General features: G+C 68.4%; 18 protein-coding genes and 1 tRNA gene. 9 read left to right on the top strand and 10 right to left on the bottom strand.

Annotation, left to right across the window (positions count from 1 at the left end; all coding sequences use genetic code 11):
• Position 1: 1 nt before the first annotated feature.
• From ACFWF2_RS10390 to ACFWF2_RS10405, 4 genes are read right to left on the bottom strand one after another with little or no spacing between them, the layout of a single operon-like run.
• Positions 2–778, bottom strand: a complete 777-nt coding sequence (locus tag ACFWF2_RS10390; RefSeq protein ID WP_379306642.1) for a thioesterase II family protein — start codon at positions 776–778, stop codon at positions 2–4.
• Positions 775–3,870, bottom strand: coding sequence for a type I polyketide synthase (locus ACFWF2_RS10395; protein ID WP_379306644.1), 3,096 nt, complete (start codon positions 3,868–3,870; stop codon positions 775–777). Before ACFWF2_RS10395 ends, ACFWF2_RS10390 begins: the two co-directional genes overlap by 4 nt.
• Positions 3,867–9,500, bottom strand: coding sequence for an SDR family NAD(P)-dependent oxidoreductase (locus tag ACFWF2_RS10400; protein ID WP_379306646.1), 5,634 nt, complete (start codon positions 9,498–9,500; stop codon positions 3,867–3,869). Before ACFWF2_RS10400 ends, ACFWF2_RS10395 begins: the two co-directional genes overlap by 4 nt.
• Positions 9,500–11,536, bottom strand: a complete 2,037-nt coding sequence (locus ACFWF2_RS10405) for a fatty acyl-AMP ligase (protein WP_379306648.1) — start codon at positions 11,534–11,536, stop codon at positions 9,500–9,502. Before ACFWF2_RS10405 ends, ACFWF2_RS10400 begins: the two co-directional genes overlap by 1 nt.
• Here ACFWF2_RS10405 and ACFWF2_RS10410 point away from each other — a divergent pair.
• The gene (locus ACFWF2_RS10410; protein ID WP_379306650.1) at positions 11,535–12,170 is read left to right on the top strand and encodes an HAD-IA family hydrolase; all 636 of its coding nucleotides are present in this window, start codon (positions 11,535–11,537) and stop codon (positions 12,168–12,170) included. The two genes, ACFWF2_RS10405 and ACFWF2_RS10410, sit on opposite strands and share 2 nt — an antisense overlap.
• 92 nt (positions 12,171–12,262) lie before the next feature.
• Here the strand turns inward: ACFWF2_RS10410 and ACFWF2_RS10415 are convergent, their stop codons facing one another.
• The 3 genes from ACFWF2_RS10415 to ACFWF2_RS10425 all read right to left on the bottom strand — a co-directional run bounded on the left by ACFWF2_RS10415 (position 12,263) and on the right by ACFWF2_RS10425 (position 15,594).
• Positions 12,263–13,024, bottom strand: coding sequence for a LuxR C-terminal-related transcriptional regulator (locus ACFWF2_RS10415; RefSeq protein ID WP_379306652.1), 762 nt, complete (start codon positions 13,022–13,024; stop codon positions 12,263–12,265).
• 319 nt (positions 13,025–13,343) lie between these two features.
• The gene (locus ACFWF2_RS10420; protein ID WP_379306654.1) at positions 13,344–14,708 is read right to left on the bottom strand and encodes an NlpC/P60 family protein; all 1,365 of its coding nucleotides are present in this window, start codon (positions 14,706–14,708) and stop codon (positions 13,344–13,346) included.
• Between the two features lie 325 nt (positions 14,709–15,033).
• Positions 15,034–15,594: a DUF6676 family protein gene (locus ACFWF2_RS10425; RefSeq protein ID WP_379306656.1), complete on the bottom strand. Its 561-nt coding sequence runs from the start codon at positions 15,592–15,594 to the stop codon at positions 15,034–15,036.
• A gap of 281 nt (positions 15,595–15,875) precedes the next feature.
• On the opposite strand from ACFWF2_RS10425, the gene acnA reads away from it, so the two are divergent.
• The 3 genes from acnA (at position 15,876) to ACFWF2_RS10440 (ending at position 19,490) form a co-directional block, all read left to right on the top strand.
• Positions 15,876–18,689 (top strand): aconitate hydratase AcnA, encoded by a 2,814-nt coding sequence (gene acnA, locus ACFWF2_RS10430; protein ID WP_379306658.1) that lies wholly within the window; start codon positions 15,876–15,878, stop codon positions 18,687–18,689.
• Between the two features lie 135 nt (positions 18,690–18,824).
• Positions 18,825–19,394 (top strand): TetR/AcrR family transcriptional regulator, encoded by a 570-nt coding sequence (locus ACFWF2_RS10435; RefSeq protein ID WP_189023455.1) that lies wholly within the window; start codon positions 18,825–18,827, stop codon positions 19,392–19,394.
• Between the two features lie 14 nt (positions 19,395–19,408).
• Positions 19,409–19,490: transfer RNA gene (locus ACFWF2_RS10440), tRNA-Val, on the top strand.
• A 61-nt stretch (positions 19,491–19,551) separates the two neighbouring features.
• On the opposite strand, the gene ACFWF2_RS10445 is transcribed toward ACFWF2_RS10440, so the two are convergent.
• Positions 19,552–20,046, bottom strand: a complete 495-nt coding sequence (locus ACFWF2_RS10445; RefSeq protein WP_379306660.1) for a MarR family winged helix-turn-helix transcriptional regulator — start codon at positions 20,044–20,046, stop codon at positions 19,552–19,554.
• 65 nt (positions 20,047–20,111) lie between these two features.
• Here ACFWF2_RS10445 and ACFWF2_RS10450 point away from each other — a divergent pair, with 65 nt between their 5' ends.
• The 4 genes from ACFWF2_RS10450 (at position 20,112) to ACFWF2_RS10465 (ending at position 22,790) form a co-directional block, all read left to right on the top strand.
• A complete protein-coding gene (locus ACFWF2_RS10450) occupies positions 20,112–20,606 on the top strand; it encodes a cupin domain-containing protein (protein ID WP_379306662.1) in 495 nt (164 codons plus the stop codon).
• Positions 20,607–20,695: 89 nt separating this feature from the next.
• Positions 20,696–21,112, top strand: coding sequence for an acyl-CoA thioesterase (locus ACFWF2_RS10455; RefSeq protein ID WP_379306664.1), 417 nt, complete (start codon positions 20,696–20,698; stop codon positions 21,110–21,112).
• A 284-nt stretch (positions 21,113–21,396) separates the two neighbouring features.
• Positions 21,397–21,816 carry a hypothetical protein gene (locus ACFWF2_RS10460; RefSeq protein WP_379306666.1) on the top strand — a complete coding sequence of 140 codons (420 nt, stop codon included), beginning with the start codon at positions 21,397–21,399 and terminating at the stop codon, positions 21,814–21,816.
• Positions 21,817–21,830: 14 nt separating this feature from the next.
• On the top strand, positions 21,831–22,790 hold the full coding sequence (locus ACFWF2_RS10465; protein ID WP_379306668.1) for an MvdC/MvdD family ATP grasp protein: 960 nt from the start codon (positions 21,831–21,833) through the stop codon (positions 22,788–22,790).
• Between the two features lie 7 nt (positions 22,791–22,797).
• On the opposite strand, the gene ACFWF2_RS10470 is transcribed toward ACFWF2_RS10465, so the two are convergent.
• Together ACFWF2_RS10470 and ACFWF2_RS10475 are read right to left on the bottom strand one after the other, a co-directional pair.
• On the bottom strand, positions 22,798–23,070 hold the full coding sequence (locus ACFWF2_RS10470; RefSeq protein ID WP_379306670.1) for a helix-turn-helix domain-containing protein: 273 nt from the start codon (positions 23,068–23,070) through the stop codon (positions 22,798–22,800).
• A 232-nt stretch (positions 23,071–23,302) separates the two neighbouring features.
• On the bottom strand, positions 23,303–24,934 hold the full coding sequence (locus ACFWF2_RS10475) for an ABC-F family ATP-binding cassette domain-containing protein (protein WP_379306672.1): 1,632 nt from the start codon (positions 24,932–24,934) through the stop codon (positions 23,303–23,305).
• A gap of 147 nt (positions 24,935–25,081) precedes the next feature.
• Here ACFWF2_RS10475 and ACFWF2_RS10480 point away from each other — a divergent pair, with 147 nt between their 5' ends.
• Positions 25,082–25,846: an SDR family oxidoreductase gene (locus tag ACFWF2_RS10480; protein WP_379306674.1), complete on the top strand. Its 765-nt coding sequence runs from the start codon at positions 25,082–25,084 to the stop codon at positions 25,844–25,846.
• The last annotated feature ends 35 nt before the right edge of the window (positions 25,847–25,881 follow it).

The raw sequence follows: 25,881 nt of genomic DNA on the forward strand, positions 1-25,881 counted from the left end.
TCTATTCCTTGCCTGTTGATCTGAGAAGAGTGCGGCGGATCGTCCGGAGGACACCGGCCTCGGACTGTTCGAGGTAGAAGTGGCCGCCGGGGAACTGGCGCCACCGAGTGGCCGCGGTGGTGCAGTCGCGCCAGGCATCGAGTTCCTCGACCGGGGTCATCGGATCGTCGACGCCGCCGAGCGCGGTGATCGGCGTAGTCAGCCGTCCCGGCCGGTATCGGTAGTCGGCGCCGAGCGCGAGATCGGCGCGCAGAGTCGGCGCGAAATGCCTGGCCAGCTCCGGTGATTCCAGGATTTGCGCCGGCACGCCCGCGTAGACGGTGTCGACCAAGCGCAGCAGGTCGATATCGTCCTCGGGAAGGTCCAACGCGAACTCGCGGCGCGGATGGGCGCGGGCGGAGACGAACAGGTGGTTCGGCGGCGCCTGCTCCTCGGTCAGCCGCCGCGCGACGTCGAAGGCGATCAGTCCGCCGAGGCTGTGCCCGAACAATGCCATCGGCCACGGCACATGCGCGACCAGCGCGGCGGTGATGTCATCGATCAGCGGCTCCCACCTGTCGGCGTGGCGCTCCCGCCACCGCTGCCCACGGCCGGGCAGGGTCACCCACCACAGTTCGATCTCCGGCGCCAGCTTGTCGACCCAGTTCTGGTACATCCGCGGATTGCCACCCGAATGGGCGAAGCAGACCAGCCGGACCGCCGGGCCGGGCTGTGGACGTGGGCAGGTCAGGACGCCGTTGTGGTTCGCCCGCAGAGTGGCGAGCGTGGGCGTACTCATGACTGCCCGCTCTGCACGGCGCTGTTCTCGCCAGGTCGATCCGGGTCCGCGCCGACGATGACGGCGGCCAGATCACGCGCCGACCCATCATCGAGCACTTCGAGCAACTTGTGCAGTGGGACGAGAATGCCCGATTCAGCCTCGAGCTCGTTCTTCATCTCGACGACGACCAAGGATTCGAGCCCGAACTCCCGGATCGGGGTCGACTCGTCGATCTCGGTCATCGGACGTTGCAGCGCACGCGCGATGCGTTCCCGGACGAATTCGGTGAGGGCCTGCAGCTGCGCGGGCCGGTCAGCGTGTGCGTCGCGACCGAGCGGGGCAGGTGCGCTCGACTCGCGCGCATCGGTCTTGCCGTCGACGGGATGTGTATGCGCGATCTTGCCGATATGTTCCGGCAGCCAATATCTCCTGCGCACCCAGGGATAGTGCGGCAGGTCGACCCGAGCGCCAGGCGGGTCGACCACCGCGTGCCACGTGATGTCGTGGCCGTCGACGTAGAGCTCGGCGAGGCTTCGATGCAGCGAGTCCGCGGCGGAGCGCTCCCGCCGCAGGCTCGCGACCAGGGCCGGGGAACGGCCGACATCGGCCGCCACCACGGCGAGGTCGCGGATCAGCACCGGATGCGGGCCCACCTCGAGCACTGTCGTGAGCGTGGAATCGGCGCGCAGTGCGGCCGTCACCGCGGGCGCGAACAGCACCGTGTCGACGAGATTGCGTGCCCAATGCTGCCCGGACAGCTGGTCGGCGCTGACCCGCTGCCCGGTCACCGTGGAGTACACGGGGATTGTGGGGGTGCTCGCCGTGATCGCGGCGACCTGCTCGGCGAACTCCTCGGCGCAGGGGGCGAGCAGTGTGCTGTGGAAGGCGTAGTCGACCGGCAGCCTTCTGACCATGGCCGCACTGGCCGACGCGGCGGCGGCCACCGCGTCGACGGCGTCGGCCGGACCGGTGATCACCGTCGACCGCGGCCCGTTGACCGCCGCGATACCGACTCCGGAGTCCGGGTCGAGCAGCGCCGCGACCTCATCGGCAGGTAGCGCGACGGCACACATCGCGCCACCGCGCGCGTACTTCTCGGTGAGTACCGCGCGGCGGACCAGAATATCGAAAGCCTGTTCCCTGGTGAGCATTCCGGCGACCGCGGCGGCCACGACCTCACCCATGCTGTGCCCCACCACCGCGGCGGGTGTCACTCCCCACGAACGCCACAGGGCCGTCAGCGCGAATTCGACTGCGGCGATGCAGATTTGGGCGATATCGGTGCGCTCGAGCCGGCTGTCGGCCGGGTCGGCCAGCAGTTCGGCCCGCAACGACCAGCCTGCCCGCTCGGCCACGACGACTTCACACGCGTCGAGTTCCGCAGCGGCGACCGGTTCGGCGTAGAGCGCCCTGCCCATCTCGGCCCACTGCGAGCCCTGGCCGCTGAACACGAACAGCGTCCGCTGCCGAGGTGAGGCTTTCGGCCTGCTGATCACTGTCGCCGACCCGGCGCGCTGGGCCAGTTCCTCGGTAGTTGCCCCGGTCAGGCACAGCCGTACCGGCAGGTGGGACCGTCTGGTGGCCGCCGCCGCGCAGATCTCGACGGCCGTGGCGAAATCGGCCTCGGCGAGCTGTTCGGCGTAGCGGGCGGCGAGTGCCCGAGCCGCGGGCGCGCTCCGCGCCGAGATCGGCAGGATCAGTGTGCCCTGGTCGCCACGCGCGGAGCTCGGGTTCCCGGTTTCGGTCTCGGCCGGGGTCCGTGGGCGCGACTCCACGATGGTGTGCACATTCGCACCACCGAAGCCGAAGGAGCTGACAGCCGCCAGCTTCGGGCCCGTGCGATCGGCCAAGGGCGTCGGCGCCTGTGGCAGCAGCAGCCTGGTTCCGGTCAGATCGATCTCCGGATTCACCCGCTCCAGATGCAAGTTCGCCGGGGCTTCGTCGTGCTCCAGGACCAGGATCGCCTTGATGAGGCCCGCGATGCCGGCGGCCGCCTCCTGATGGCCGAAATTCGTCTTCACCGCGCCCACCGGGCACGGGTCCGACCCCGCACCGTAGACAGTGCGGATCGCGTCGAATTCGATCGGATCGCCCAACGGTGTTCCGGTGCCATGCGATTCGATGTAGACCACGTCGTCGGGTTCGGCGTTCGCGTCGCGCAGCGCGCGGCGCAGCAGGTCGGTCTGCGCACGTGGGCTCGGTGCGGTGAGTCCATTGGTCCGGCCATCGTGGTTGACCGCGCTCCCGCGGATGACCGCCCGCGGTCGTTGTGCGCCGGCCACGGCGAACGACTCCCTGGTGAGTACCACCATGCCGCACCCTTCGGCGCGCACAATCCCCTCCGCCGACGCGTCGAAAGCCCGGCACCGTCCACCCGGTGCCAGCGGCAGCACCTTCTCGGTCACCGTCGTCGACACCGGCGACAAGATCGTGTTCACCCCGCCTACCAGAGCGATATCGCAGTCACCGTCGCGGAGCGCCCGCACCGCCAGGTGCAGAGCCATCAGTGAGGAAGAGCACGCGGTGTCGACAGCCATGCTGGGACCGCTCAGGTCCAGCACATACGACAGCCGGTTGGCGACGATGCTGTGGACCCCGCCCGGTGCGGTATAGGCATTGACGCCGGAGCTGTCGGCGACCTGCATCATGAGGTAGTCGGAGCCGTACACGCCGATGAACACCCCGGTTGTCGCGGTGCGCAGCGTGTCGAGCGTGAGACCGGCGTCTTCGATGGCTTCCCAGGCGACTTCGAGCACCAGCCGCTGCTGCGGGTCCATCCGTTCGGCCTCGGCGGGCGAGATGCCGAAGAACTCGGCATCGAAGCTGTCGACCGTGCTGAGCAGGCCGCCGTAACGGCCGTTCGGGTCGACGCCCGCCCCGGGCCCGCGGCGCCCGTCGGTCCCGCCGGGCAGCTCGGTGACCGCGTCTACGCCGTCACGCAGCGCCGACCAGTAACTGTGCAGGTCTTCGATGCCGGAGGGCATTCGCACTGCCGCGCCGAGGACCGCCGCCGGTGCGGAGTGCGCCGCCAGTTGTGCTCGGAGTCGTCGGATCTCCTGCAGCGACTGCTGCAATATCTCGCGATGGGCGCCGGACGTCGTGGTAGTCATCGGGATTCCCCCTCAGAGTTGAGGTCCAGTTCGGCCGACAGCAGGTCGGCGAGTTCGTCGTCGGTGGCCTGGGCGAGCACGGCATCGAGCTCCTCCGCGATCGGAGTCGTCGGCCGCGATGGCGACATCCGCTCGATCAGTTCGCCGACGAGTTGGTCGACGGTCGGATAGGCGAAGATCATGCTGGCCGACATCGGTTGCCCCAGACCGGCTTCCAGCCGGTTCCGCAGATCGACCGCCATCAGCGAATCGAAGCCGAGGTCGCGGAACGGCACCGTCGGGTCGATCGAGCCGGTCGTCCCGACGATGGTGGCGACTTGGCCGAGCACGAACTGGCGGACCAGTTCGGCCCGCTCGACCGGATCATCGATTCCGGACAGGTCGGGGGCGGCTCCGGCATCGGCACCGGTTGCCGAAACCCCTGCCAGGAGATCGGTGAGTAGTTCCCGCGCCGAGGGCGGGGTGTTCGGACCCGCCAGCGCCGTCAGATCGAAGGCGGCGGCGGCCAGTACCGGCGCGGGATCCGTCAAGGCTGCCGCCAGCAGAGCCAAGGCGTCGTCGGGGGCGAGCGCGGGAACGCCGAGGGCCGCGAGTCGTCGATCACTCCCGACGGCGGCGGCGAGGCCGATCTCGGCCCACGGACCCCAGGCGATGCTGACAGCCGGGAGGCCATCGGCGACCCGCGCTGAAGCCAGCGCGTCCAGATAGGTGTTGGCCGCCGCATAGGCGGCCTGACCCGGTGAGCCGAACATCCCCGCCAGCGAGGAGAACAGCACGAAGTGCTCGAGCGGCTGAGCCAGCGTCGCGCGGTGCAGATTCCACGCGCCCCTGGCCTTTCCGGCGAACGCGCGGTCCAGCTGCGCGTTCTCGAATTCGCCGATCACACCGTCCTCGAGCACGCCCGCCAGGTGGAAGACTCCGCCGAGGGGGCTCGCACTCGCGACCACCGCTTCGAGGGCGTCGGCATCGGCGAGGTCCACCGCCGCCACCTCGACATGGGTGCCACGCGCCCGCAGTTCCTCGATCACCAGCGCCGCGTAGGGGGTCGGGGCCGACCGGCCGAGCAACACCAGCCTGCGTACCCCCTGCGAGCTCAGCCACTGCGCCAGCCGCAAGCCGAGTCCACCGAGTCCACCCGTGACGAGATAACCGAGTCCGGCGTCGAAAGCCGGGGTCGAGCGAGCGCGCGGCGCGGGCAGCAGGCGGGGAACCGCCGCGGTCGCGCCGATCGCCCATTGCCCCAGCGGCTGCGGATGACGCAAGACAGCGACCAGCCGGTCCAGTTCGGACGCACTCGGCGCGGCCGGGAGATCGACAACACCACAACCCAATTCGGGATGCTCGGTGGCGATCACCCGCGCGACACCCCACAGGGCCGCCGTGGAAAGTCCGCCGACTCGTGGATCCTGTTGCGTGTGCGCGGTCAACAGCCACAGTCGAGGGGTGCGGCCGTCCTGGGTGAAACGCTCGGTCATCGAGCGTGCCAGGCTGATCGCCGCCGCGGCACGGCCTGCCGAGACGACCGCATCAGGGTCACCCGGGTCGGCGAAGCCACGGGCGTCGACGATGCCGACGAGGTCGTCTTCTTGCGCCAGCAGCGCATCCAGTTCGGCCGCGCTGTCGGCGTTTCCGAGCACGCAGCTGTCGCCACGGCCGCTCAACCGCGCCGATAATGCGCGCAGCGGCGCGGTATCGGTGCCGAGGACAAGCCAGCGGCCAGGCTCGATCGGCGCAGGCGCCGATTCGTGTGCTGTCCAGGACAGCCGATACAACCTGCCACGGTCGACAGCCGGGGCGCTGCTCTTGGTGACCTGAAAGTCCATCGCCGACCAGATCGGCGTCCCGTCGCCGGTGAGTACCACCAGGTCCGCGGTCAGGTCACGATCGCCGTACTCGACTATCCGCGCGTGGCACCAGACCTCGGTGATCGGCTCGCTGGTAGCCGAGAACTGTACGCGGGTCGCGCCGGAGGGCAACGGCAATGTGCCCGGCTCCAGCTGCCGGCCCGCGGCCGCCGCGATGGTGTGCAGGCAGGCGTCGAGCAGCGCGGGGTGTATCCCGGTGTGCCTGCCAGGCCCGAGGGCCGCGCTGAACTTGCCGATCGCTTCGCCGTCGCCGCGCTGCAGCAGCGTCATGGAGCGAAACGCCGGGCCGTAGTGGAGGCCCGCCGCAGCGAGATCGGCGTAGAACTGCGCGATCGAGACGGGCTCGGCGCACCGAGCGAGCAGGTCGTCGAGCGCGGGAACCCGGCGCTCCGCGAGCCGGCCCGGCGCGGCATCGAGCCAGCCGCGCGCGTGCGTCAGCCGGGTGCCTGCCGGGTCGGAAATGATCGCGAATTCCGAACGCCCACCTGCGGATTCGATCACGAGCTGCACCGGAACCTGTTCGCCCGCGCGGACGAGCGGCGCGTCGAAACTGACGTTGCTGAGCACGACCGTCGGCGACGCGTCGACGGCAGTCCGCCCGGCGCCGGCACCAGCCGCCGCGGCGAGCCAGTAGGTACCCGGCACCACAACCACACCATCGACGACGTGATCGGCGATCTCGGGTGCGGCGTCGAGCTCGATCGGCCACACGCCGAGTTCGGGGTGGGTGCCGACGGAGACCCGCGCGCCGATCAGCCGGCTCGAAGCCGCACCGGCTCCGGCACCTTCGCCGGGCCCGAGAGCCCGGATCAGCGGGAAACGCTGATGGTTCCAGCCCTGTGACGGGACCGCTACCGCGTCGGCGTCCGGGTGAATCGCCTCCCAATCCAGGCTCACGCCGGATACGTAGATCTCGCCCAGCGCGTGCAGGAACGCGAATACCTCGTCCTCGTCACGACGTGTCGACGACACCACCACCACATCCGCTGTCGCCGAGGTGGCCTCGGCGATCTCACCGAGTGACCGGGAAAGCACCGGGTGCGGTGCGATCTCTACGAACGTGTCGTGCCCTTCGGACAGCATCCGGCCGACCGCGGTATCGAACAGCACCGTCTCGCGCAGATTGCGCGACCAGTAGTCGCCATCGGCGAGCGTGTCCGCGGACACGGCACCGGTGACCGTCGAATACCACGGCAGCGCGGGACGCTGCGCGGTGATGCCCTCGATGCCGGCGCGCAAGCGCGGCCGCAACGGCTCCACCGCCGGACTGTGGGCGGCGAAGTCGACCGCGATGCGCCGGGCGAACACGCCGTCGGCCTCCAGCTGCCGGACAATCCCGTCCAACGCCTGCGGAGGACCGGAGAGCACCGTCGCGCGAGGTCCGTTCACCGCTGCCACCGACACTGTGTCGAGGTGCTCGGCGAGCACCGTTTCCAGTTGCGCCGCATCGAGTTCGACGAGCGCGAGTCCGCCGTGGCCGGAGATCTCGGTGAGCAGCCTGCTCCGTACCGAGACGACGCGCGCGGCATCGGCGAGCGAGAGGGCACCACTGACGTGGGCAGCGGCGATCTCACCCATACTGTGCCCGCACACAGCGGCGGGCTCTACGCCGAAAGCTCGCCAGGTCTGCGCCAACGCCACCTGCATCGCGAACAGCGCGGGCGGCACCTGCGCGGTGCCGTGCGCGACGAGTCCGGTATCGGCCGACCACAGTGATTCACCCAGCCAGGCCGACAGTTCGGTGTCGGCGCGTTCGATCGCCTCGCGAAACGCCGGAATGCTCTTCGCCAGCCCGCGCCCCATCCCGTCCCACTGCGAACCCTGCCCGGGGAAGATCAGCCCCACCTGGCGTTGGCCTGTCGCCCGCGGCCGTGGTCCGCAGATGCCGCGAGCCCGTTCGCCTTCGGCGATAGCGGTCATGCTTTCGACCAGGTCGTCGACATCGCGCACGATCACCGCGGCCCGATGCGTGTCGTGATCGGCTCGCCGGGCAGCGGTCGCAGCGGCGCGCGCCAGCCATCCCGGGTCGTGCCCGTCTCGTCGGGCGACAGCAGCCCAGCCCCGAGCACGGCGGCGCAGGCCCGCTTCCGTCTGCGCCGACACCGGGAAGAGCAGGTATTCGGTGGTTCGCTGTGCCGACCGCGGTTCGGCCGTCGGCGCGGTGGACAGCACCACATGGGCGTTGGTGCCGCCGAAGCCGAACGAACTGGTTCCCGCGACAGCACTGCCCGCAGTGTCGACAGGCAGCGACTCGACCTGGGTCTGGACGACCACGGGGACGGTATCCAGGCCCATTCTCGGATTCGGCCGCTGAAAGTGCAGCGTCGGCACCAATTGCCGATGATGCAGCGACAGCGCGGTTTTGATCAATCCGGCGATGCCGGCGGCGGCCTCGAGATGTCCGAGATTCGATTTCGCCGAACCGATTCGCAATGGCGTGGCCGGGTCACGGCCCGCACCGAGCACCGTGGCAAGCGCCCCGACCTCGATCGGGTCGCCGACAGCTGTGCCGGTACCGTGTGCCTCCGCATAGGTGACGGAAGCGGGGTCGACGCCGGCGCTGTGATAGGCCGCGCGCAACACACGTTCTTGCGCGGGGCGGCTCGGCGCTATCAGACCGTTGGTCCGCCCGTCCTGATTGACCGCGCTGCCACGGATCACGGCATAGACCCGGTCCCCGTCAGCGAGTGCCTTGTCCAGTCTCTTGAGGACGACAACGCCCGCCCCCTCACTGCGGACGTAGCCGTCGGCGCTCTCGTCGAACGGCTTGCACCGGCCGTCCGGAGCCATCAGCCTGCCCTTGCTGAAGCTCAGCGCGATGCGTGGGCCTGCGATCACATTGACCCCGCCCGCCAAGGCGAGCTCCGACTCCCCTGCCCGCAGCGACTGGCAGGCCAGGTGCACGGCGACCAGTGATGACGAGCAGGCAGTGTCGACCACCATGCTCGGGCCCGCCAGGTTCAGGCAGTACGACAGCCGGTTGGCGATGACACTCAATGCCGCACCGGTACCGTCCTGGGCCGACACCTCGGTGCCGGGTGCGAGCACCGCGACGCCGTGGTCGTAGGACGATGCGCCGATGAAGACACCGGTCGGGGTCGCCGCCAGGCCGCGCGGTCCGATCCCGGCGTCGTCGAGCGCGGTCCACGCCACTTCGAGTAGCTGGCGTTGCTGGGGATCCATTCGCACGGCCTCCCTGGCCGCGATGCCGAAGAAGTCCGCGTCGAAATGGTCGACGCCGGAAAGAAATCCACCCCACTTGGTGGTCATCCGGCCTGGAGCATCAGGATCGGGATCGTAGAGTTCGTCGGCATTCCAGCGATCCGAAGGCACCTCGCTGATCGCATCGACTCCGTGCCGCAGCAGGTCCCAGAACTGTGCGGGACCGTCGGCGCCGGGGAATCGGCAGCCGATGCCGACGATCGCGATCAGCTCGCCCTCGGTACCGGCCTCGGCCGGCTCCTGCAGTCGGCGCACGGGGCCCCGCACTTCGCCGCGTCCGCCGGTGCCCGGCTGGGCCGCCACGGCCATCTGCTCCGCGAGCGCCACGGCGGCGGAGGTGATGCTGGGATAGTCGTAGGCGAATGTCGGCGAGAGCGTCAGTCCGGTCCAGCGCTGGAGATCGTCGGACAGCTCCACCGCCTGCAGCGAGGACAATCCGAGTGCGACGAACGGGACGTCGACCGCCAGGCTCTCCCCCTCCACGCCGAGCAGGGAACCGATTCGCTCGACCAGCCACGTGACAATCTGATCCGCCCGCGACATCACTGCGCTCCGACCGTCAGCGACTGCTGTGCCAGGGCCAGCTCGCCCGCCTCGAAGGCGGCACGAGTGCCGCGGCGCTGCAGCTTTCCGCTCGAGGTCTTGGGCACTGTGCCCGCCGGAACCAGCAGTACATCGGCAGGGGTGATCGAATGGTCGATGGTGATCGCGGCACGCAAGGCTGCCGACAGCGCGGCCACGTCGATGCCGGTAGCGTCCGCACGCGTCTCCGCGACCACGATCAGCTCTTCGCCGCCGGCCCGGTCGGACGCGAACGCCGCGGTGCAGCCGCGTCGTACCAGCGGGCTCGCGTTCTCGACCGTGGCCTCGATGTCTTGCGGGTAGTAGTTGCGCCCACCGACGATGATCAGGTCCTTGCGGCGGCCGACCACATACAGTTCGCCGTCGACGACCGCACCGAGGTCGCCACTGCGCAGCAAGGGGCCGCGACGTGGCGACACCGTTTCCGCGCGGAATGTCTCGGTCGTCGCGTCCGCGTTCTGCCAATACCCGGCGGCCACATCGGGGCCGCCGATCCAGATCTCGCCGACGTCGCCCTCGGCAACCGGGGTCCGGGTTTCCGGGTCGACGATCAGAAGCTCGCGATGCGACGCGACGACACCAGAGCTGACCAAGGTATGCCCCGCCCCTGCTACGACCCGGCCTTCCGCCAGCTGCGCCCTGTCCACCGACAGGGTCACCGCGCCTGCCCCACGCACCGCACCGGCGGTGAACAACGTCGATTCGGCCAGGCCGTAGCAGGGGTAATGACTGCGCGGGTCGAATCCGTGGGGTCCGAACTCCCTGGCGAACTTGGCCAATGTCTCGTCGCGAATCGGCTCCGCGCCATTGAACATGACCTCGAGCGAACTGAGGTCGAGCCCTTCGCGCTCTGCGGCGGGGATGCGACGGCAGCACAGCTCGAAGGCGAAGTTCGGGCCGCCGGTAATCGTGGCCGAGTATCGGGTCACCGCGCGCAGCCAGCGCTCCGGGCGTTGGACGAAGGTCAACGGCGGCAGCAGAACAGTGCTGCCGCCCGCGTAGATCGCGGGCACGATCAGCCCCATCAATCCCATGTCATGGAACAACGGCAGCCAGCCGACGATGCTCGATTCGGGGCGGTAGCCCATGCTGTGGCACATCAGCTCCTGGTTGTGCATGAGCGCGTCGTGGGTGACGACCACACCCTTCGGCGCCGAGGTCGAACCCGAGGTGTACTGCAGGAAGGACACGTCGGCTCCGGTCGGGAAGACCGGTTCGAACCCTGTGTCGTCGGTCGCGTCGGTACCCACCCAACGCAACGCGCCCAGTTCGGGCGCCGCGGCGAGCAGGGCCTGGCGGGTCTGTTCCGGAGCGCCGGCGAGCACCACGGTGGCCCCGCAGTCCGCGGCGATCGTACGGAGGGTGTCGATCCGACGCGGCGAGGTGATCGGGAAAGGCGGGTAGACCGGCACCGCGATCACCCCCGCGTACTGGCAGGCCAGGAACGCGAGCACGAAATCGGCCGAATCCGGGGCGATGATGAGTGCCCGCTCACCCGGTGCGGCCACCGCCGCCAATCGGGACGCGATCGCTGTGGCGCGCACCCCGACCTCGCCGAATGTCAACGACAGCGATTCGTTTTCGCCATCGGCCAAAAACGTGTAGGCAGTCCGATTCGTATCTTCGGTAGCACGCAGAGAAATAGCCTCCGCGAGAGTTCTTGCCCGGAGTGTTGTCTCCATCGTCATGCTCCTACCCATATCCATCCGGCTCGGGGGAATTCGTATCGCGCAGCAGCCGAAACCGTCCTCCCTCGACACGATTCGGACAATACCGACGGCAGACCGTGCCGCGACAGGTGAACGAGTCACCTTCCAATGGGCTGAATTGCCTGTCTCCCAAGGGGTATCACTTCCGGGACGGGTCCGGAGGAAGCATGCCGGACCATGCGAGGTACCCCGTTCGTCGTATCGCGCGGGCGCCCGGTGAAGAAATATCGTGCCGCTGGACGGGATAGTCGAATACAGAGTGGAGAGACCGTTGACCGACCTCAGCATGGGACCTTCTGTCGCGATCTGGTCAGATTTCGGTGGCGTATTGACACCGCCGGTCGCCGATACTTTTGCGGCATTCTGCCAAAAGACCGGGCTGGCACCGGATCCGCTTCGTTCGGCAATTGCGGCCGTGACCGCCACATTTGGCACCGAGGACATGATGCTGCCGCTGGACACACCGTTGGTCACCGAGGACGAGTGGCTGGACCTGGTGCGCGCGGCACTGGCCGAGCAGGGGATTCATGCCGCGATCCCGAGTTTGGCCGAGACGTGGTTCGCCGACAGGCCGGCCAACACCAGCTGGGTGAACGCCCTGCTGCGGTACCGCACCGAGGGCGCGTTCGTCGGCATGCTGTCCAACATGCCGCCCGCCTGGGAGCCCTACTGGCGAAAGATGGTGGTCGCCGACGAGCTGTTCGACACCGTGGTCAACTCCGCACAGGTCGGTTGCCGCAAGCCCGACCGCGAGATCTTCGACCTGGCGGCCGAACGGGCGGGCATTGCCCCGGATCGGTGCATCCTGGTGGACGACCTGCCACAGAACTGCGCAGGCGCTCGCGCGGCAGGCTGGCGCGCAGTCCTGTTCGTCGACGCAGAGCAGGCCATCGCCGACGTGGAACGAGCCGTCGACCACTGACGCCGAGGCGGCCGCATCACACTATTGCCGGACTGTCCGTTCATCGGCGGACAGTCCGGCCGCTTTCGCATCTTTCGGATGCCATCGGATATTCAGGCCGAGTCCTGCCGGCCTTCGAGGGTGCGATACCGGTTGACCGCGTCGATCCGCGAGACCGCCCCCAGCTTGTCGAAAATGCTACGCAGATGGCGTTTGACCGTTCCCTCGGTGATCGACAGGGCATTGGCGATCTGACGATTCGTCATAGCCTCGCCGACCAGGCGAACGACCTGTTCCTCACGCGCAGAGAGTCTTCCGCGACTCGATGGTCCGCCGCATGTCAGGAATTCGCGGGGCACGGTGACCGTGATCTGGTTCTCCACCGACGCCACACCCCGGATCGAAGTCACCAGTTCGGTGCGGGAAATCCCCTTGTGAAGAAAGCAGCGAACACCGATCTCCAGCATGTCGTACAACACGTGTCCGGGGCCGCCCGAATTCAACACCACGATCGCGGCGTCGGGAAATGCCCGAATCAGCGAGCGGGTGATCCGTACAGCGCCACTGCTGATTTCGTCGATGTCGAGCACGATCACATCCGGGGGCACCGCGCCGGACCTTCTGTCGGCTTCGTTCCATGACACCCCGCGGATGACGACGAAGTCGTCTTCGGAACCCAAGAACCCACACAGCATTTCTCGCGTCAGGGAGTTGTCGGCCACCACCTCGATGCTGACCGTCGGCTCGGACAACGCGGTGTTCGGGATTACCAGATACCGGTTAGCCAGATCGGGTGTCCGGATCGGAATCCCGCGGCACTCGGAGCCGATACTCGCGCGCTCCGCTACTGCTTGTGTGGGTTCGGTTGGTCTCACTACGCCCCCTCGGATACTGCCGCCATGGATCCTGGATGCGCGAACTGCGTGCCGGCCCGGCCGCTGACTCCATCCGGCCACGCATACTCAGGAAGGCTCGGCGATGAACCACAAACCGTCGCCGACCGAGGAGCGGTCTTGCCCCGCGATAGCCTCATTCTGAAACACACACTCACACTTGATGTTTCGAGGCGTGACTTGGTTATAGGTAGTGACGCTATCCCTCTTCCGAGGCGCCGACAACCCACCTCTGAGCAAAACGCCCGGTCACATCTACTGTTCTCCAGTTGTTTACCTCGTTCTTTCACTTCCCGCATCCTCATTCGGCGACGATGCGGACCGCATACGGCATGATGCCATCCTCGCGGACCGGTGAAATCTTGACCACATCACCGGATTCGGGCGCCTCGATCATCGTCCCGTTGCCCAGGTAGAGCGCGACGTGCGCGCTGCCGCCCGGGCCCCAGAACAGCATGTCGCCGCGTTCGCGGTCCTCGACGTCGACGCGGGTGCCCGCGTTGTACTGGTAGCCGCTGTAGTGCGGCAGGGAGACGCCGATGCCCGCGAAGGCGTAGAGCATCAGGCCCGAGCAGTCGAAGCCGATCTTGTTGTAGTCGCCGTGCGCGTCGCCGGTGCCGCCGTCACGGATGCCGAGGGTGGGTCCGCCCTCGTCGCCGCCGCCCCAGGCGTAGGTGACGCCGAGTTGCGACATCGCCCGGTCGATCACCGTCTCGATCGCGGCTGACCCGGTGACCTGCGGTTTCGTCGGCTTGGGTTTGGTCTTGCGTGGTGCGGCCGGAGAGGATTCGAGCTCGGTGTGTGGGCGCTGCCCCTCGCCGAGCTTGGCGGCGCGGTCGCGGGCGGCCTGGTCGGCGGCGGCGCGGGCGGCCGCGGCGTTGGCGGCGGCGAGCAGCGCAGTCAGCTCGGCCTTGCGCTGGTCGTCCCAGGCCAGGAACACCTCGCGCTGGCTCTGCAGCCCCGACACCGTCGCGCGGGCGACATCGAGGGCGGACTGGGCCGCCGCGCGGTCGCGCTGCAGCGCGTCGCGGGCCGCGGCCTGGGTGTCGAATTCGGTCTTGGCGACGGTGACCGCGGTCTGGGCGGCATTCTTCTTCTGCTCGGCGGCGCCGGCGGCGCCGTCGGCGTCGGCCTTGGCCTGGCGGGCCGCCGCGTTCTGGTTGGCCTGGGCGATCTGGGTGCGGCGCAGGTCGTCGAGCGCCTGGCGCTGATTCTTCGAGACCATGCTCAGCACCTGCGCGCGGTCCATCGCGGCATCGGGCGTGGCGGAGGCCAGGTAGGTGACGACCGAGCTGTTCACCGGCCGCACATAGGCCTGGGTGGCGAACTGGTCGAAGTCCTGGCGGGCCGCGCCGACTTGCGCGCCCGCGTCGGCGAGCAGTGCCTGCGAGTCGGTGACCGCGGCCGCGGCCGCGTCGGCGGCGTCTCTGGCGGTCTGCAGGTCGACCAGCGCCTGGTTGACCGCCTCGCGTTTGGCGGCGAGCGCGTCGTCGAGGGCCTGTAACTGCTGATCGGCCGCGGCGACCCGGTTGATCAGCACGCCGATTTCGCTCACCCGCGCGTCGACCTGCGCGCCCGCGCCCGCGATCTCACCGTCGGAGGGATTGGGCGGCGGCGGTGGCACCGCCGCGACCTGCCCCGCGCCCGCGAGCACGGCCAGCGTCATCAGCAATCCCACCGCTACCCGTAATAGACCTGGTTCGTCCTGCCTGCCCGCACCGCGCACGGCACCTCCGAGTGACTCGACTCGACATACGCCACCGGCGCATCAGCCCACCCACCGACCACAAGAGTCGACCAATGCCCCCTGTACCACTGCATTCACGATCACGATCACCGCAACCGTACGACACATAGTTCACAAGGGAAACAACCGCCACAGCGACACGGGGATGCAATTAGCGGATAGCCCGAAAGTAGCCTGTCGGAGGTCAGCTTTTCACGACAAAAAACAGACCGACGGTCTGGAAATGTTGCTGAAGGGAAACCAGTTACTTGACGGAACCCGCGTCAGCGCGGCGGGCCGACGCGGCAACCTGCGTGTCGGCATCGGGACCGCGGCGCGCCTTCACGAAGTACAGCCCGGCGATCACCAGCGCGGCCAGCGTCAGCAACACCGCGGTGATCACGCTCCAGGACACACCCTCCGGCTGCTCCAGCCGGTCGACGAAGGCCTGCACGGCCTCCTCGGGGTGATTCCCCTTGTACTTGGCGACGTCCTCGGCCCACTCGAGCCGGACCCGGCTGATGCCGTCGCTGTAGGTGCCGACCCAGTCGTCGCTGAAGACCGCGACCGTGCCGTCGGTGCTTTTGCCCACCTCGGTGGCCAGGTCACGTAGGCTCGAGTCGTGGCCGGGGTTGCCTGGAACGACAACGACGCTCAGCGGGATCCCCTCGGATCGCGCCTGGGCGACGATCGCCGCCAGCTTCTCCTGGTTCACGCCCTTGGGGGCGGCGACGTGATTGTCGGCGAGATCGGACCGGACACTGCTCAGCACGGTATTCGGCGGCAGTTCGGCGGCCATCGGCGCGAAGGTGTGCAAGACGGTCATCTTCCATCCGGTCTTTCGAGCCTCGGTCGCCTACGTTGCGACGGGCATCCAACACTGCAGGGTGAGCGTCAAAGCGTCATTCCCCGACTCGCTCGACTGGCACAGTACGCGACGACGCGCGCGGACACGCTCACACGGCACGCCCAACCGCCCCCGCGTATTTCATAGGACAAGCGTACTGTTAGGCTCGTACGGCGAGGAAACCGGCATCTCACGGCGCCGGATCCCCCTCCGAAGACGCGAGTCGCCGGCACAGCCCCGCCGGCGGCACACCCTCACACATGAGTGGAGCTGACGTGACGAAGATTGATACCTTCGGCGCCAAGGGCACGCTCGAGGTCGGAAGCAACTCCTACGAGATCTTCCGTCTCTCGGCTGTTCCCGGCACCGAGAAGCTGCCCTACGCCCTGAAGGTGCTGGCGGAGAACCTGCTGCGCACCGAGGACGGCGCCAACATCACCGCCGATCACATCCGCGAGATCGCGAACTGGGATCCCTCGGCGCAGCCGAGCGTCGAGATCCAGTTCACCCCCGCGCGCGTGATCATGCAGGACTTCACCGGCGTGCCCTGCATCGTCGACCTCGCCACCATGCGTGAGGCCGTCACCACCCTCGGCGGCGACCCGAGCAAGGTGAACCCGCTCTCCCCCGCCGACATGGTCATCGACCACTCGGTCATCCTGGACGTCTTCGGCCGCGCCGACGCGCTGGAGCGCAACGTCGAGCTCGAGTACGAGCGCAACGGCGAGCGCTACCAGTTCCTGCGCTGGGGCCAGGGCGCCTTCGACGACTTCAAGGTCGTCCCCCCTGGCATGGGCATCGTCCACCAGGTCAACATCGAGTACCTGGCCCCGACCGTCATGGTCCGCAACGGCCAGGCCTACCCCGACACCTGTGTCGGCACCGACTCGCACACCACCATGGTCAACGGCCTCGGCGTGCTCGGCTGGGGCGTCGGCGGCATCGAGGCCGAGGCCGCGATGCTGGGCCAGCCGGTCTCCATGCTGATCCCGCGCGTCGTCGGCTTCAAGCTGACCGGTGAGATCAAGCCGGGCGTCACCGCCACCGACGTGGTGCTGACCGTCACCGACATGCTGCGCAAGCACGGCGTCGTCGGCAAGTTCGTCGAGTTCTACGGCGCCGGTGTGTCCGAGGTGCCGCTGGCCAACCGCGCCACCCTCGGCAACATGAGCCCCGAGTTCGGTTCCACCGCGGCGATCTTCCCGATCGACGAGGAGACCATCAACTACCTGCGCCTGACCGGCCGCACCGACGAGCAGCTCGCGCTCGTCGAGGCGTACGCCAAGGAACAGGGCATGTGGCACAACGCCGACAACGAGCCCGCGTACTCGGAGTACCTGGAGCTGGACCTGGGCACCGTCGTGCCGTCCATCGCCGGTCCGAAGCGCCCGCAGGACCGCATCCTGCTCAGCGAGTCCAAGAGCGCCTTCCGCTCCGACATCGTCAACTACGTGGGCGAGGGCGAGCTGACCGCGCTGGACGAGGCGGGCGACGAGTCCTTCCCGGCTTCCGATTCGGTCGCCGTGTCCGCGAACGCCGCCGACGACACCTACACCCCGGCCCACTCGGCCGCCAAGGGTGCCAACGGCCGTCCGTCCAAGCCGGTCGAGGTCCGCTCGGCCGAGCGCGGTGACTTCGTCCTCGATCACGGCGCCGTCGTGGTCGCGGGTATCACCTCCTGCACCAACACCTCCAACCCGTCGGTCATGCTCGGCGCCGCCCTGCTCGCCCGCAACGCGGTGGAGAAGGGCCTGTCGACCAAGCCGTGGGTGAAGACCAACATGGCGCCGGGCTCGCAGGTCGTCTCCGACTACTACGAGAAGGCAGGCCTGTGGCCCTACCTGGAGAAGCTGGGCTTCTTCGTCGGTGGCTACGGCTGCACCACCTGCATCGGTAACACCGGCCCGCTGCCCGAGGAGATCTCGGCCGCGATCAACGACAACGACCTCTCGGTCACCGCCGTGCTGTCGGGTAACCGCAACTTCGAGGGTCGCATCTCCCCCGACGTGAAGATGAACTACCTGGCCTCCCCGCCGCTGGTCATCGCCTACGCGCTCGCGGGCACCATGGACTTCGACTTCGAGACCGACGCGCTCGGCCAGGACACCGAGGGCAACGACGTCTTCCTGAAGGACATCTGGCCTTCGGCCCAGGAGATCGACGACACCATCAAGTCCTCGATCAACCAGGACATGTTCCGCAACTCCTACGCCACCGTCTTCGACGGCGACGCGCGCTGGCAGGGCCTGGCCACCCCGGAGGGCGACACCTTCGCGTGGGACGAGAAGTCGACCTACGTCCGCAAGGCGCCGTACTTCGACGGCATGTCGATGGACCCGAGCCCCGTCACCGACATCAAGGGCGCCCGCGTCCTTGCGCTGCTGGGCGACTCGGTCACCACCGACCACATCTCCCCGGCAGGCCCGATCAAGCCCGGCACCCCCGCCGCGCAGTACCTCGACGCCAACGGTGTGGCCCGCAAGGACTACAACTCGCTGGGCTCGCGTCGTGGTAACCACGAGGTGATGATCCGCGGCACCTTCGCCAACATCCGGCTGCGCAACCAGCTCCTCGACGACGTCTCGGGTGGTTACACCCGCGACTTCACCCAGGACGGTGGCCCGCAGGCGTTCATCTACGACGCCTCGCAGAACTACCAGGCCGCCGGCATTCCGCTGGTCGTGCTCGGTGGCAAGGAGTACGGTTCGGGCTCCTCGCGTGACTGGGCCGCCAAGGGCACCAGCCTGCTGGGTGTGAAGGCCGTCATCACCGAGTCGTTCGAGCGCATCCACCGCTCCAACCTCATCGGCATGGGCGTTGTGCCGCTGCAGTTCCCGGCCGGCCAGTCGGCCGCGTCGCTGGGCCTGACCGGCACCGAGACCTTCGACATCGAGGGCATCACCGCCCTCAACGAGGGTGTCACCCCGAAGACCGTCAAGGTCACCGCCACCGCGGAAGACGGCAAGGTCACCACGTTCGACGCGGTCGTCCGCATCGACACCCCCGGTGAGGCCGACTACTACCGCAACGGCGGCATCCTGCAGTACGTCCTGCGCAACATGATCCGCGGTTAAGCACCTCGGTGTCCGGTGGTGCAGTATCGAATGATGCTGCACCACACGGGCATCCGTTAACGGATGCCCTTCTTGCGACAGCCCCCGTCTCGGAGTTCCGGGGCGGGGGTCCGTGTATTTCCCGTTGGAGGACTCATGCCCAAGGTCAGCGACGACCACCTCGCCGCCCGCCGCAGCCAGATCCTCGACGGCGCGCGGCGCTGCTTCGCCGAATACGGCTACGACGGCGCCACGGTGCGCCGTCTGGAAGAGGCCATCGGCCTGTCCCGCGGCGCGATCTTCCACCACTTCCGGGACAAGGACGCGCTGTTCTTCGCCCTGGCCAAGGACGACGCCGAGCGCATGGCCGAGGTCGCGGCCAACCAGGGCATCGTGCAGGTCATGCGCGACATGCTCGCCCGCCCAGAGGAATTCAACTGGCTGGGCACCCGCCTCGAGATCGCGCGCCGGGTGCGCACCGACCCCGAGTTCCGGGCCGGCTGGACCCAGCGCTCGGCCGAGCTGACCGCGGCCACCCTCGCCCGCCTCGAGCGTCGCAAGGCGGCAGGCGCCCTGCGCGACGACGTCCCCACCGACGTCCTGCTCGGCTATCTCGACCTCGTCCTCGACGGCCTCATCGCCCGCATCGCCTCCGGTCACACCGACGAAAACCTTTCCGCCGTACTGGATCTCGTCGAAGCCTCGGTGCGCCGCAAGGAAGCCTGAGTTACGCTCAGCGTGGCCATGGAGTAGTTCAGCAGGTAGAACACCGCCTCGACAAGACGGAGGTCGCGGGCTCGAATCCCGCCTCCATGGCCGCCAGAATTCCCCGATTGCGAGCGGCGGGATCAACGGTCTTGATCATTGTGCCGTTGGGGATCGGCTAGCCCTCGAGGCTTTTCAGCAGGATGCGGGCGATGCGGTCGAGCGATTCCTGATCGGCGGGATCCAGCACGGACAGCATCGCTGTCTCGTTCTCCGTGTGCGCGCCGACGACGACATCGACAAGTTCACGCCCCTCCTCGGTCAGCGCGACCAGCACTGCTCTGCGGTCACCCTGATCGGCGATCCGGCGGACCAGGCCCGCTGCTTCCAGGCGATCGATGCGGCCGGTCATCCCCGCGCGCGACAGCATCAGGGTGTCGGCGAGCACCGAGGGGTTGAGTTCGCACGGTGCGCCCGAACGGCGCAGTGCCGCAAGCACATCGAATTCCCCGCGCTGCAAGCCGTGTGCGGTGAACACGGCTTCGATGCGGGCCGTCGCCACCGTCATCAATCTGCCCAGCCTGCCCAAGATCGCCATCGCGGCGAGGTCGAGGTCGGGGCGTTCGCGCTGCCACTGGGCGGCGATGGCGTCGACGGCGTCCGGTTCATCCATGGACACGATTCTATTCGCTGCGATATAGTTCGGTACCGAATTATCAACCGGCGAATGGAACTGCCATGACGAACACTCGCGACATCGCCCTCTGCCTGCCCGAGGACGCCGAAGTCCTCGGCACCGACTCCGTGCGGATGCGCCTGCTCACCGACGCGAACGCCAGCGACGGCACCGTCAGCACTCTGGAAGTCACCATGGACAGGGGCGCCGACGGCGCGGCACCGCACTTCCACACCCGCTCCGACGAACTCTTCTACGTCGCCGACGGCGAACTCCAGGTCATGGCGGGCGACCACATCCTCACCGTCGGCGCGGGCGGCTCCCTGGTTGTCCCCCGTCTGATGCCCCACGCCTTCGGCGCCACTCCCGACAGCGGCGCCCGCATCCTCATCGCCCTGATGCCCGGCGTCCAGCGCTTCGAATACTTCCGCCTGCTCGACCGGCTCATCCACGGCCAGGCGACCCACGACGAATTCCTCGCCGCCCAAGAGGAATTCGACAACCACTTCGTCGACGCCCCCACCTGGTGGGCCGAACGCAACGCTCACCGCCGCTGACCGATCGGCCATACCGAACCGTCCGGACTGTGGTGCAGATTGCAGCCGAATCGGGAACAACCCCGGCGAAGCCGCCGGTTGTACACCGTATGACGTTCTCCGTTCCGGTCCTCGTCCGCGGCTATGAGCTCGACACCCAGGGCCATCTCAACCATGCCGTCTACCACCAGTACGGCGAGCATGCCCGCTGGGAGCTGATGCGGGCGGCGGGGATCCCGCAGGACAAGTTCCTCGCCAGTGGGATCGGGGCCGTCGTGCTCGAGTCGACGATCAAGTACCGGCGGGAGCTGCGCGGTGGCGACGAGGTGACCGTGACGTGCGAATTCGATTGGGACGGCGGCAAGGTCTTCCGGTTCCACCACAAGATCATCAAGCTCGACGGAACCGTCTCCGCCGAGATCACCGTGGTGGCGGGCGCGATGGATCTGACCGAGCGCAAGCTGGTCGCCAACCCCGCCGAGCACTTCCGCGGTCTCGCCGAGCACCCCGAACTGCTCGGCCTCTGACCTGCCCGGCACGGCCCGTATCGCCCAGCAATTCCAGGGCGATGCGGGCCGCGGTCGTGTCAAGCATCGTTAGCTGATCGATTGCCGGTGCGACGGGGCGATCAGCGGTCCGGTTGTCCGAAATTCTCTCCCCGCTAGGCGATCACGCGCCGCTCGGCGGTTTGCCCGGGGCTCTGCAAATCTCGCGAACCGACTCGGCGACGCCCGCTCGCACGCTATGATCCGAAGCACCTTCGGGGGCTCTGGCAAATCGCGAGCAGACGAGAAGATCGGAGTGAGTGCCCATGACCGACGCCATCCACCTCCCCGCTACCGCGGCGTCCCGAGATCGGGGCCCGGCCTTGCGCGGATTGCTGGTGGCCGAGTCCGATCGCGACATCTCGGTGCGCGTCGACGGTGGTACGTGGACCTTCGACCGGCGAGATGTCGTGCGGCTCACCGAGGATCGCGCCGCGGCGGGTGAACGGCAGGTGTGCGTCGACATCCGGCCCGGCGCCACCGCCGATTTCACGCGCAGGATGCGCGTCGAACTGGTCGACCGGCCGATCACGCTGGCCCCCGAGCCGTCGGAGGCGCTCGGTGACGACCAGCTGGCCCAGGCCACCCGCACCTGGGCGGCCAAGCTGCGGATCGCCGAACGCGGCGGCGTCACCGGCGCCACGTTCACCTTCCGCGACGGCATCAACTGCGACAGCCTCGACTGAAGCGGCCCACCATCATGGAACGCGCGACCGACGCGGTGCTCATCGTCTCCGAAACCGACGACCTGCACGCCGATGCGCTGGCCGCCACCCTGCGAGAACACCACGGGCTCGACCCGATCCGGCTCGACCTGCGTGACTTCCCGACCGAGACAGGCAGTTTCCGGCTCGACAAGGCAGGCACCAACCGCGCGCTCGCCCATATCCACGGCCTCGACGACGTGCGCGCGGTGTGGTGGCGCAGGCCGCACCCGTGCCGGGTGCCGCACGGCGTTCGCGTCGCCGACGACGAGTTCCGCCAGGCCGAGTGCGACGGGTTCCTGCAGGGCATGCTGTGGTCGATCCCGGCGTACTGGGTCAACGATCCGGCCGCCGAACGCACCGCGAGCCGCAAGATCGTGCAGCTGGAGACGGCGCAGCGGGCCGGCTTCACCATTCCCGAGACGCTGATCACCAACGATCCGGACGAAGCCCGCAGTTTCGTCGAATCCCGTTCCGGCCCAGTGGTGTACAAGCGCACGGGGACCGGCCGCGGCGAGTTCTCCGAGACCCGGATCATCACCGGGTCCGAGTTGAGCAGGCTCGGTTCGATCCGGTCGACGCCCACCACGTTCCAGGACTATGTCGAGGCCAGCTGCGATCTGCGGGTGGTGTGGGTCGACGGCGTCGAGTGGACGGTGCGCATCGATTCGCAGGCGGGGGCCGGGCGGGTCGATTCCCGGCTCGACACCTCGGTGGGGTTCACGCGCGACCGGTTGCCCGCCTCGGTCAGCAAGTCGCTGGCCACCCTGATGGGCGCGCTGGGGCTGAGCTTCGGCGTCGTCGACCTGCGTCTGGGCAGCGACGGGGAGTACTACTTCCTCGAGGTGAACCCGCAGGGCCAGTTCGCGTATCTGGAGATCAAGACCGGCCTGCCGCTGTTCACCAGCCTGGCGAACCTGCTCGTCCGCGGGGACGGTGCCGTCGCCGACTGGTGAGCCCGCCTCAGTCGGCCGGATTCTTTCGCCGGTTGGCGCCGCCGCGGCCGCGCAACTCGACGTGCGATTCGACCAGCACATTGTGGATGAAGCCGTACGAGCGGCCGGTGGACCTGGCCAGGGAGCGGATGCTCGCTCCCGCCTCGTACTGTTTCTTCAGCTGGGACTGCAACCGGTCGCGGGACTTGCCCGTGACCCGGGTGCCCTTTCCCAGCGCTGTCTTGCCGATCGTCGCCTTGCCCTTGGCCGACCTAGCGGCCTGTCTCGCACTGTCGCTCATGGCTTCCTCCGAGTCGCCGAGCAGCTGATTCCAGGCTAGACACTCCGGAGTCGGTGATCAACGAAAACAGTGATGAAACTCACCTGAGACCCGCGAGTTCCCTCGCGACACAGCGTTTCACGCGCGACACACCGCCGTTTTGGGCGCCGATGGGCTCAGGCTGTGTTGATCGCCGCCTGACTCCGGGGCCCTGCGTGGTGACGCTGCGCTACCGCCTCCGAGCCCTGACGGCTCAGGCGAGGTCGATCAGCTCCGCGTACTCGTTGGACCAGTGGTCCTCGGTGCCGTCGGGCAGCAGGATGACGCGTTCCGGGTTCAGCGCCTCGGCCGCGCCCGGGTCGTGGGTCACCAGGACGACGGCGCCCGCGTAGGTGCGCAGCGCCTCGAGGACCTGTTCGCGCGAGACCGGGTCGAGGTTGTTGGTCGGCTCGTCGAGCAGCAGCACGTTCGCCGCCGAGGACACCAGCCCGGCCAGGGCCAGACGGGTCTTCTCACCGCCGGACAGGGTGCCCGCGGGCTGGTCGAGCTGGGGACCGGTGAACATGAAGGCGCCGAGCAGGCTGCGCAGCTCCTGCTCCCCCGCGTCCGGGGAGGCGTGCCGGATGTTCTCCCACACCGAGGCCTCGTCGTCGAGGGTGTCGTGCTCCTGGGCGAAGTAGCCGACCTTGAGGCCGCGGCCCTGCTCGACCCCGCCCGACGTCGGCGTCTCGACGCCGGCGAGCAGCTTGAGCATGGTCGTCTTACCCGCGCCGTTGAGGCCGAGCACCACCACGCGGCTGCCCTTGTCGACGGCGAAGTTGACGCCGGTGAAGATTTCCAGGGACCCGTAGAGCTTGGTGAGGTTGTTCACCATCAGCGGGGTCTTGCTGCACGGCGCAGGCTCGGGGAAGCGGATGCGGGCGACCTTGTCGGCAACACGCACGTCGTCGAGCTCCGACATCAACCGCTCGGCACGGCGCACCATCTGGTGTGCCGCAGCGGCTTTGGTGGCCTTGGCGCCGAGCTTGGCGGCCTGCTGACGCAGCGCGCTCGCCTTCTTCTCGGCGTTGGCGCGCTCGCGGACGCGGCGCTGTTCGTCGGTGGCGCGGGCGTCGAGGTACTTCTTCCAGCCCATGTTGTAGACGTCGGGCTCACCGCGCACCGCGTCGAGGAACCACACCTTGTTGACCACGGCCTCGAGCAGTTCGACATCGTGGCTGATCACGATGAGGCCGCCGTCGTGGTTCTGCAGGAACCCGCGCAGCCAGGTGATGGAGTCGGCGTCGAGGTGGTTGGTCGGCTCGTCGAGCAGCAGGATGCGATCGGAGCGCCCGCCGGAGCCGTCGGAGGCGGAGAACAGGATGCGGGCCAGCTCGATGCGGCGGCGCTGACCGCCGGAGAGGGTGCGCAGCTGCTGGCCCAGGACCCGGTCGGGCAGACCGAGGCTGTTGCAGATGCGGGCCGCTTCGCTCTCGGCGACGTAGCCGCCGAGCGAGGAGAACTGGTCTTCGAGGCGGCCGTACTTGCGGATCGCCTTCTCGCGTTCCTTCTCGTCGACGACCTCGGCCATCAGCACCTGCTGCTTCTCCATGTCCCGGATCAGGGTGTCCAGGCCGCGCGCGGAGAGCACCCGGTCGCGGGCGATCACATCGAGATCGCCTTCCTTCGGGTCCTGCGGCAGGTAGCCGATCTCGGTGGAGCGCACGATCTTTCCGGCGTAGGGTTCACCCTCGCCCGCGAGGATGCGCAGGGTGGTGGTCTTGCCCGCGCCGTTGCGCCCGACCAGTCCGATCCGGTCGCCGGACTGCACCCGCAGCGCCGGCCCGGGGGCCGAGAGCAGGGTGCGGACTCCGGCCCGGACCTCCAGGTCGGTCGCCGTGATCACAGGGAATCTCCTCGTGTCGGAAAAAGGGTGGCCGCCGAACCGACCCATCGTGCACCGTCGGTCTCGGCAAGAACCACTCATTTTACCGTCCTCGAACTCGACCACCGAACCGGCGCCGCCCGGTGTGAGCCTGGTTACTCTCGTCGCATGACTACCGATCTCCTAGGCCGGACCGCCCTCGTCACCGGAGCGAGCCGCGGCATCGGCCTTGCCACCGCCGCCGAACTGATGCGCCGTGGCGCGAACGTGCTGATCACCGCGCGCAAGCCCGAGCCGCTCGAGGCCGCGGCGATCGAGCTGCGCGCCCTCGGGCACAAGGGCCAGGTGGCCACGCTGGCGGGCAACGCGGGCGATGCCGACGCCAGGGCCGAGGCCGTGGCCAGGGCGGTCACCGAGTTCGGTTCGCTGGACATCCTGATCAACAACACCGGCATCAACCCGGTGTACGGCTCGCTGATGGACGCCGACCTGGGCGGGGTCAGCAAGATCTTCGACGTGAACGTGGTCGCCTCGCTGGGCTACGTCCAGCAGGCGTACCGGGCGTGGATGGCCGAGCACGGTGGCGCGATCGTGAACGTCGCCAGTGTCGCGGGCATCCGGTCCTCCGGTGTCATCTCGGCCTACGGCGCGTCCAAGGCGGCGCTGATCCGGCTCACCGAGGAGCTGGCCTGGCAGCTGGGCCCGAACATCCGCGTCAACGCGGTGGCGCCGGGCGTGGTGAAGACCAAGTTCGCCGACGCGCTGTACTCGGCGGACGAGGAGCGGGCCGCGAGCGCCTACCCGTTGAAGCGGCTCGGCGTCCCGGAGGACGTGGCCAGGCTGATCGCGTTCCTGGTCTCCGACGAGGCCGCGTGGATCACCGGCGACTGCGTGCGGGTCGACGGCGGACTGCTGTCCACCGGCGGCATCTGAGCCTCCCGGACAACGCGAAGGGCGACACCGGTCCG

The sequence above is a fragment of the Nocardia sp. NPDC060259 genome, assembly GCF_042728775.1.
Lineage (GTDB): Bacteria > Actinomycetota > Actinomycetes > Mycobacteriales > Mycobacteriaceae > Nocardia.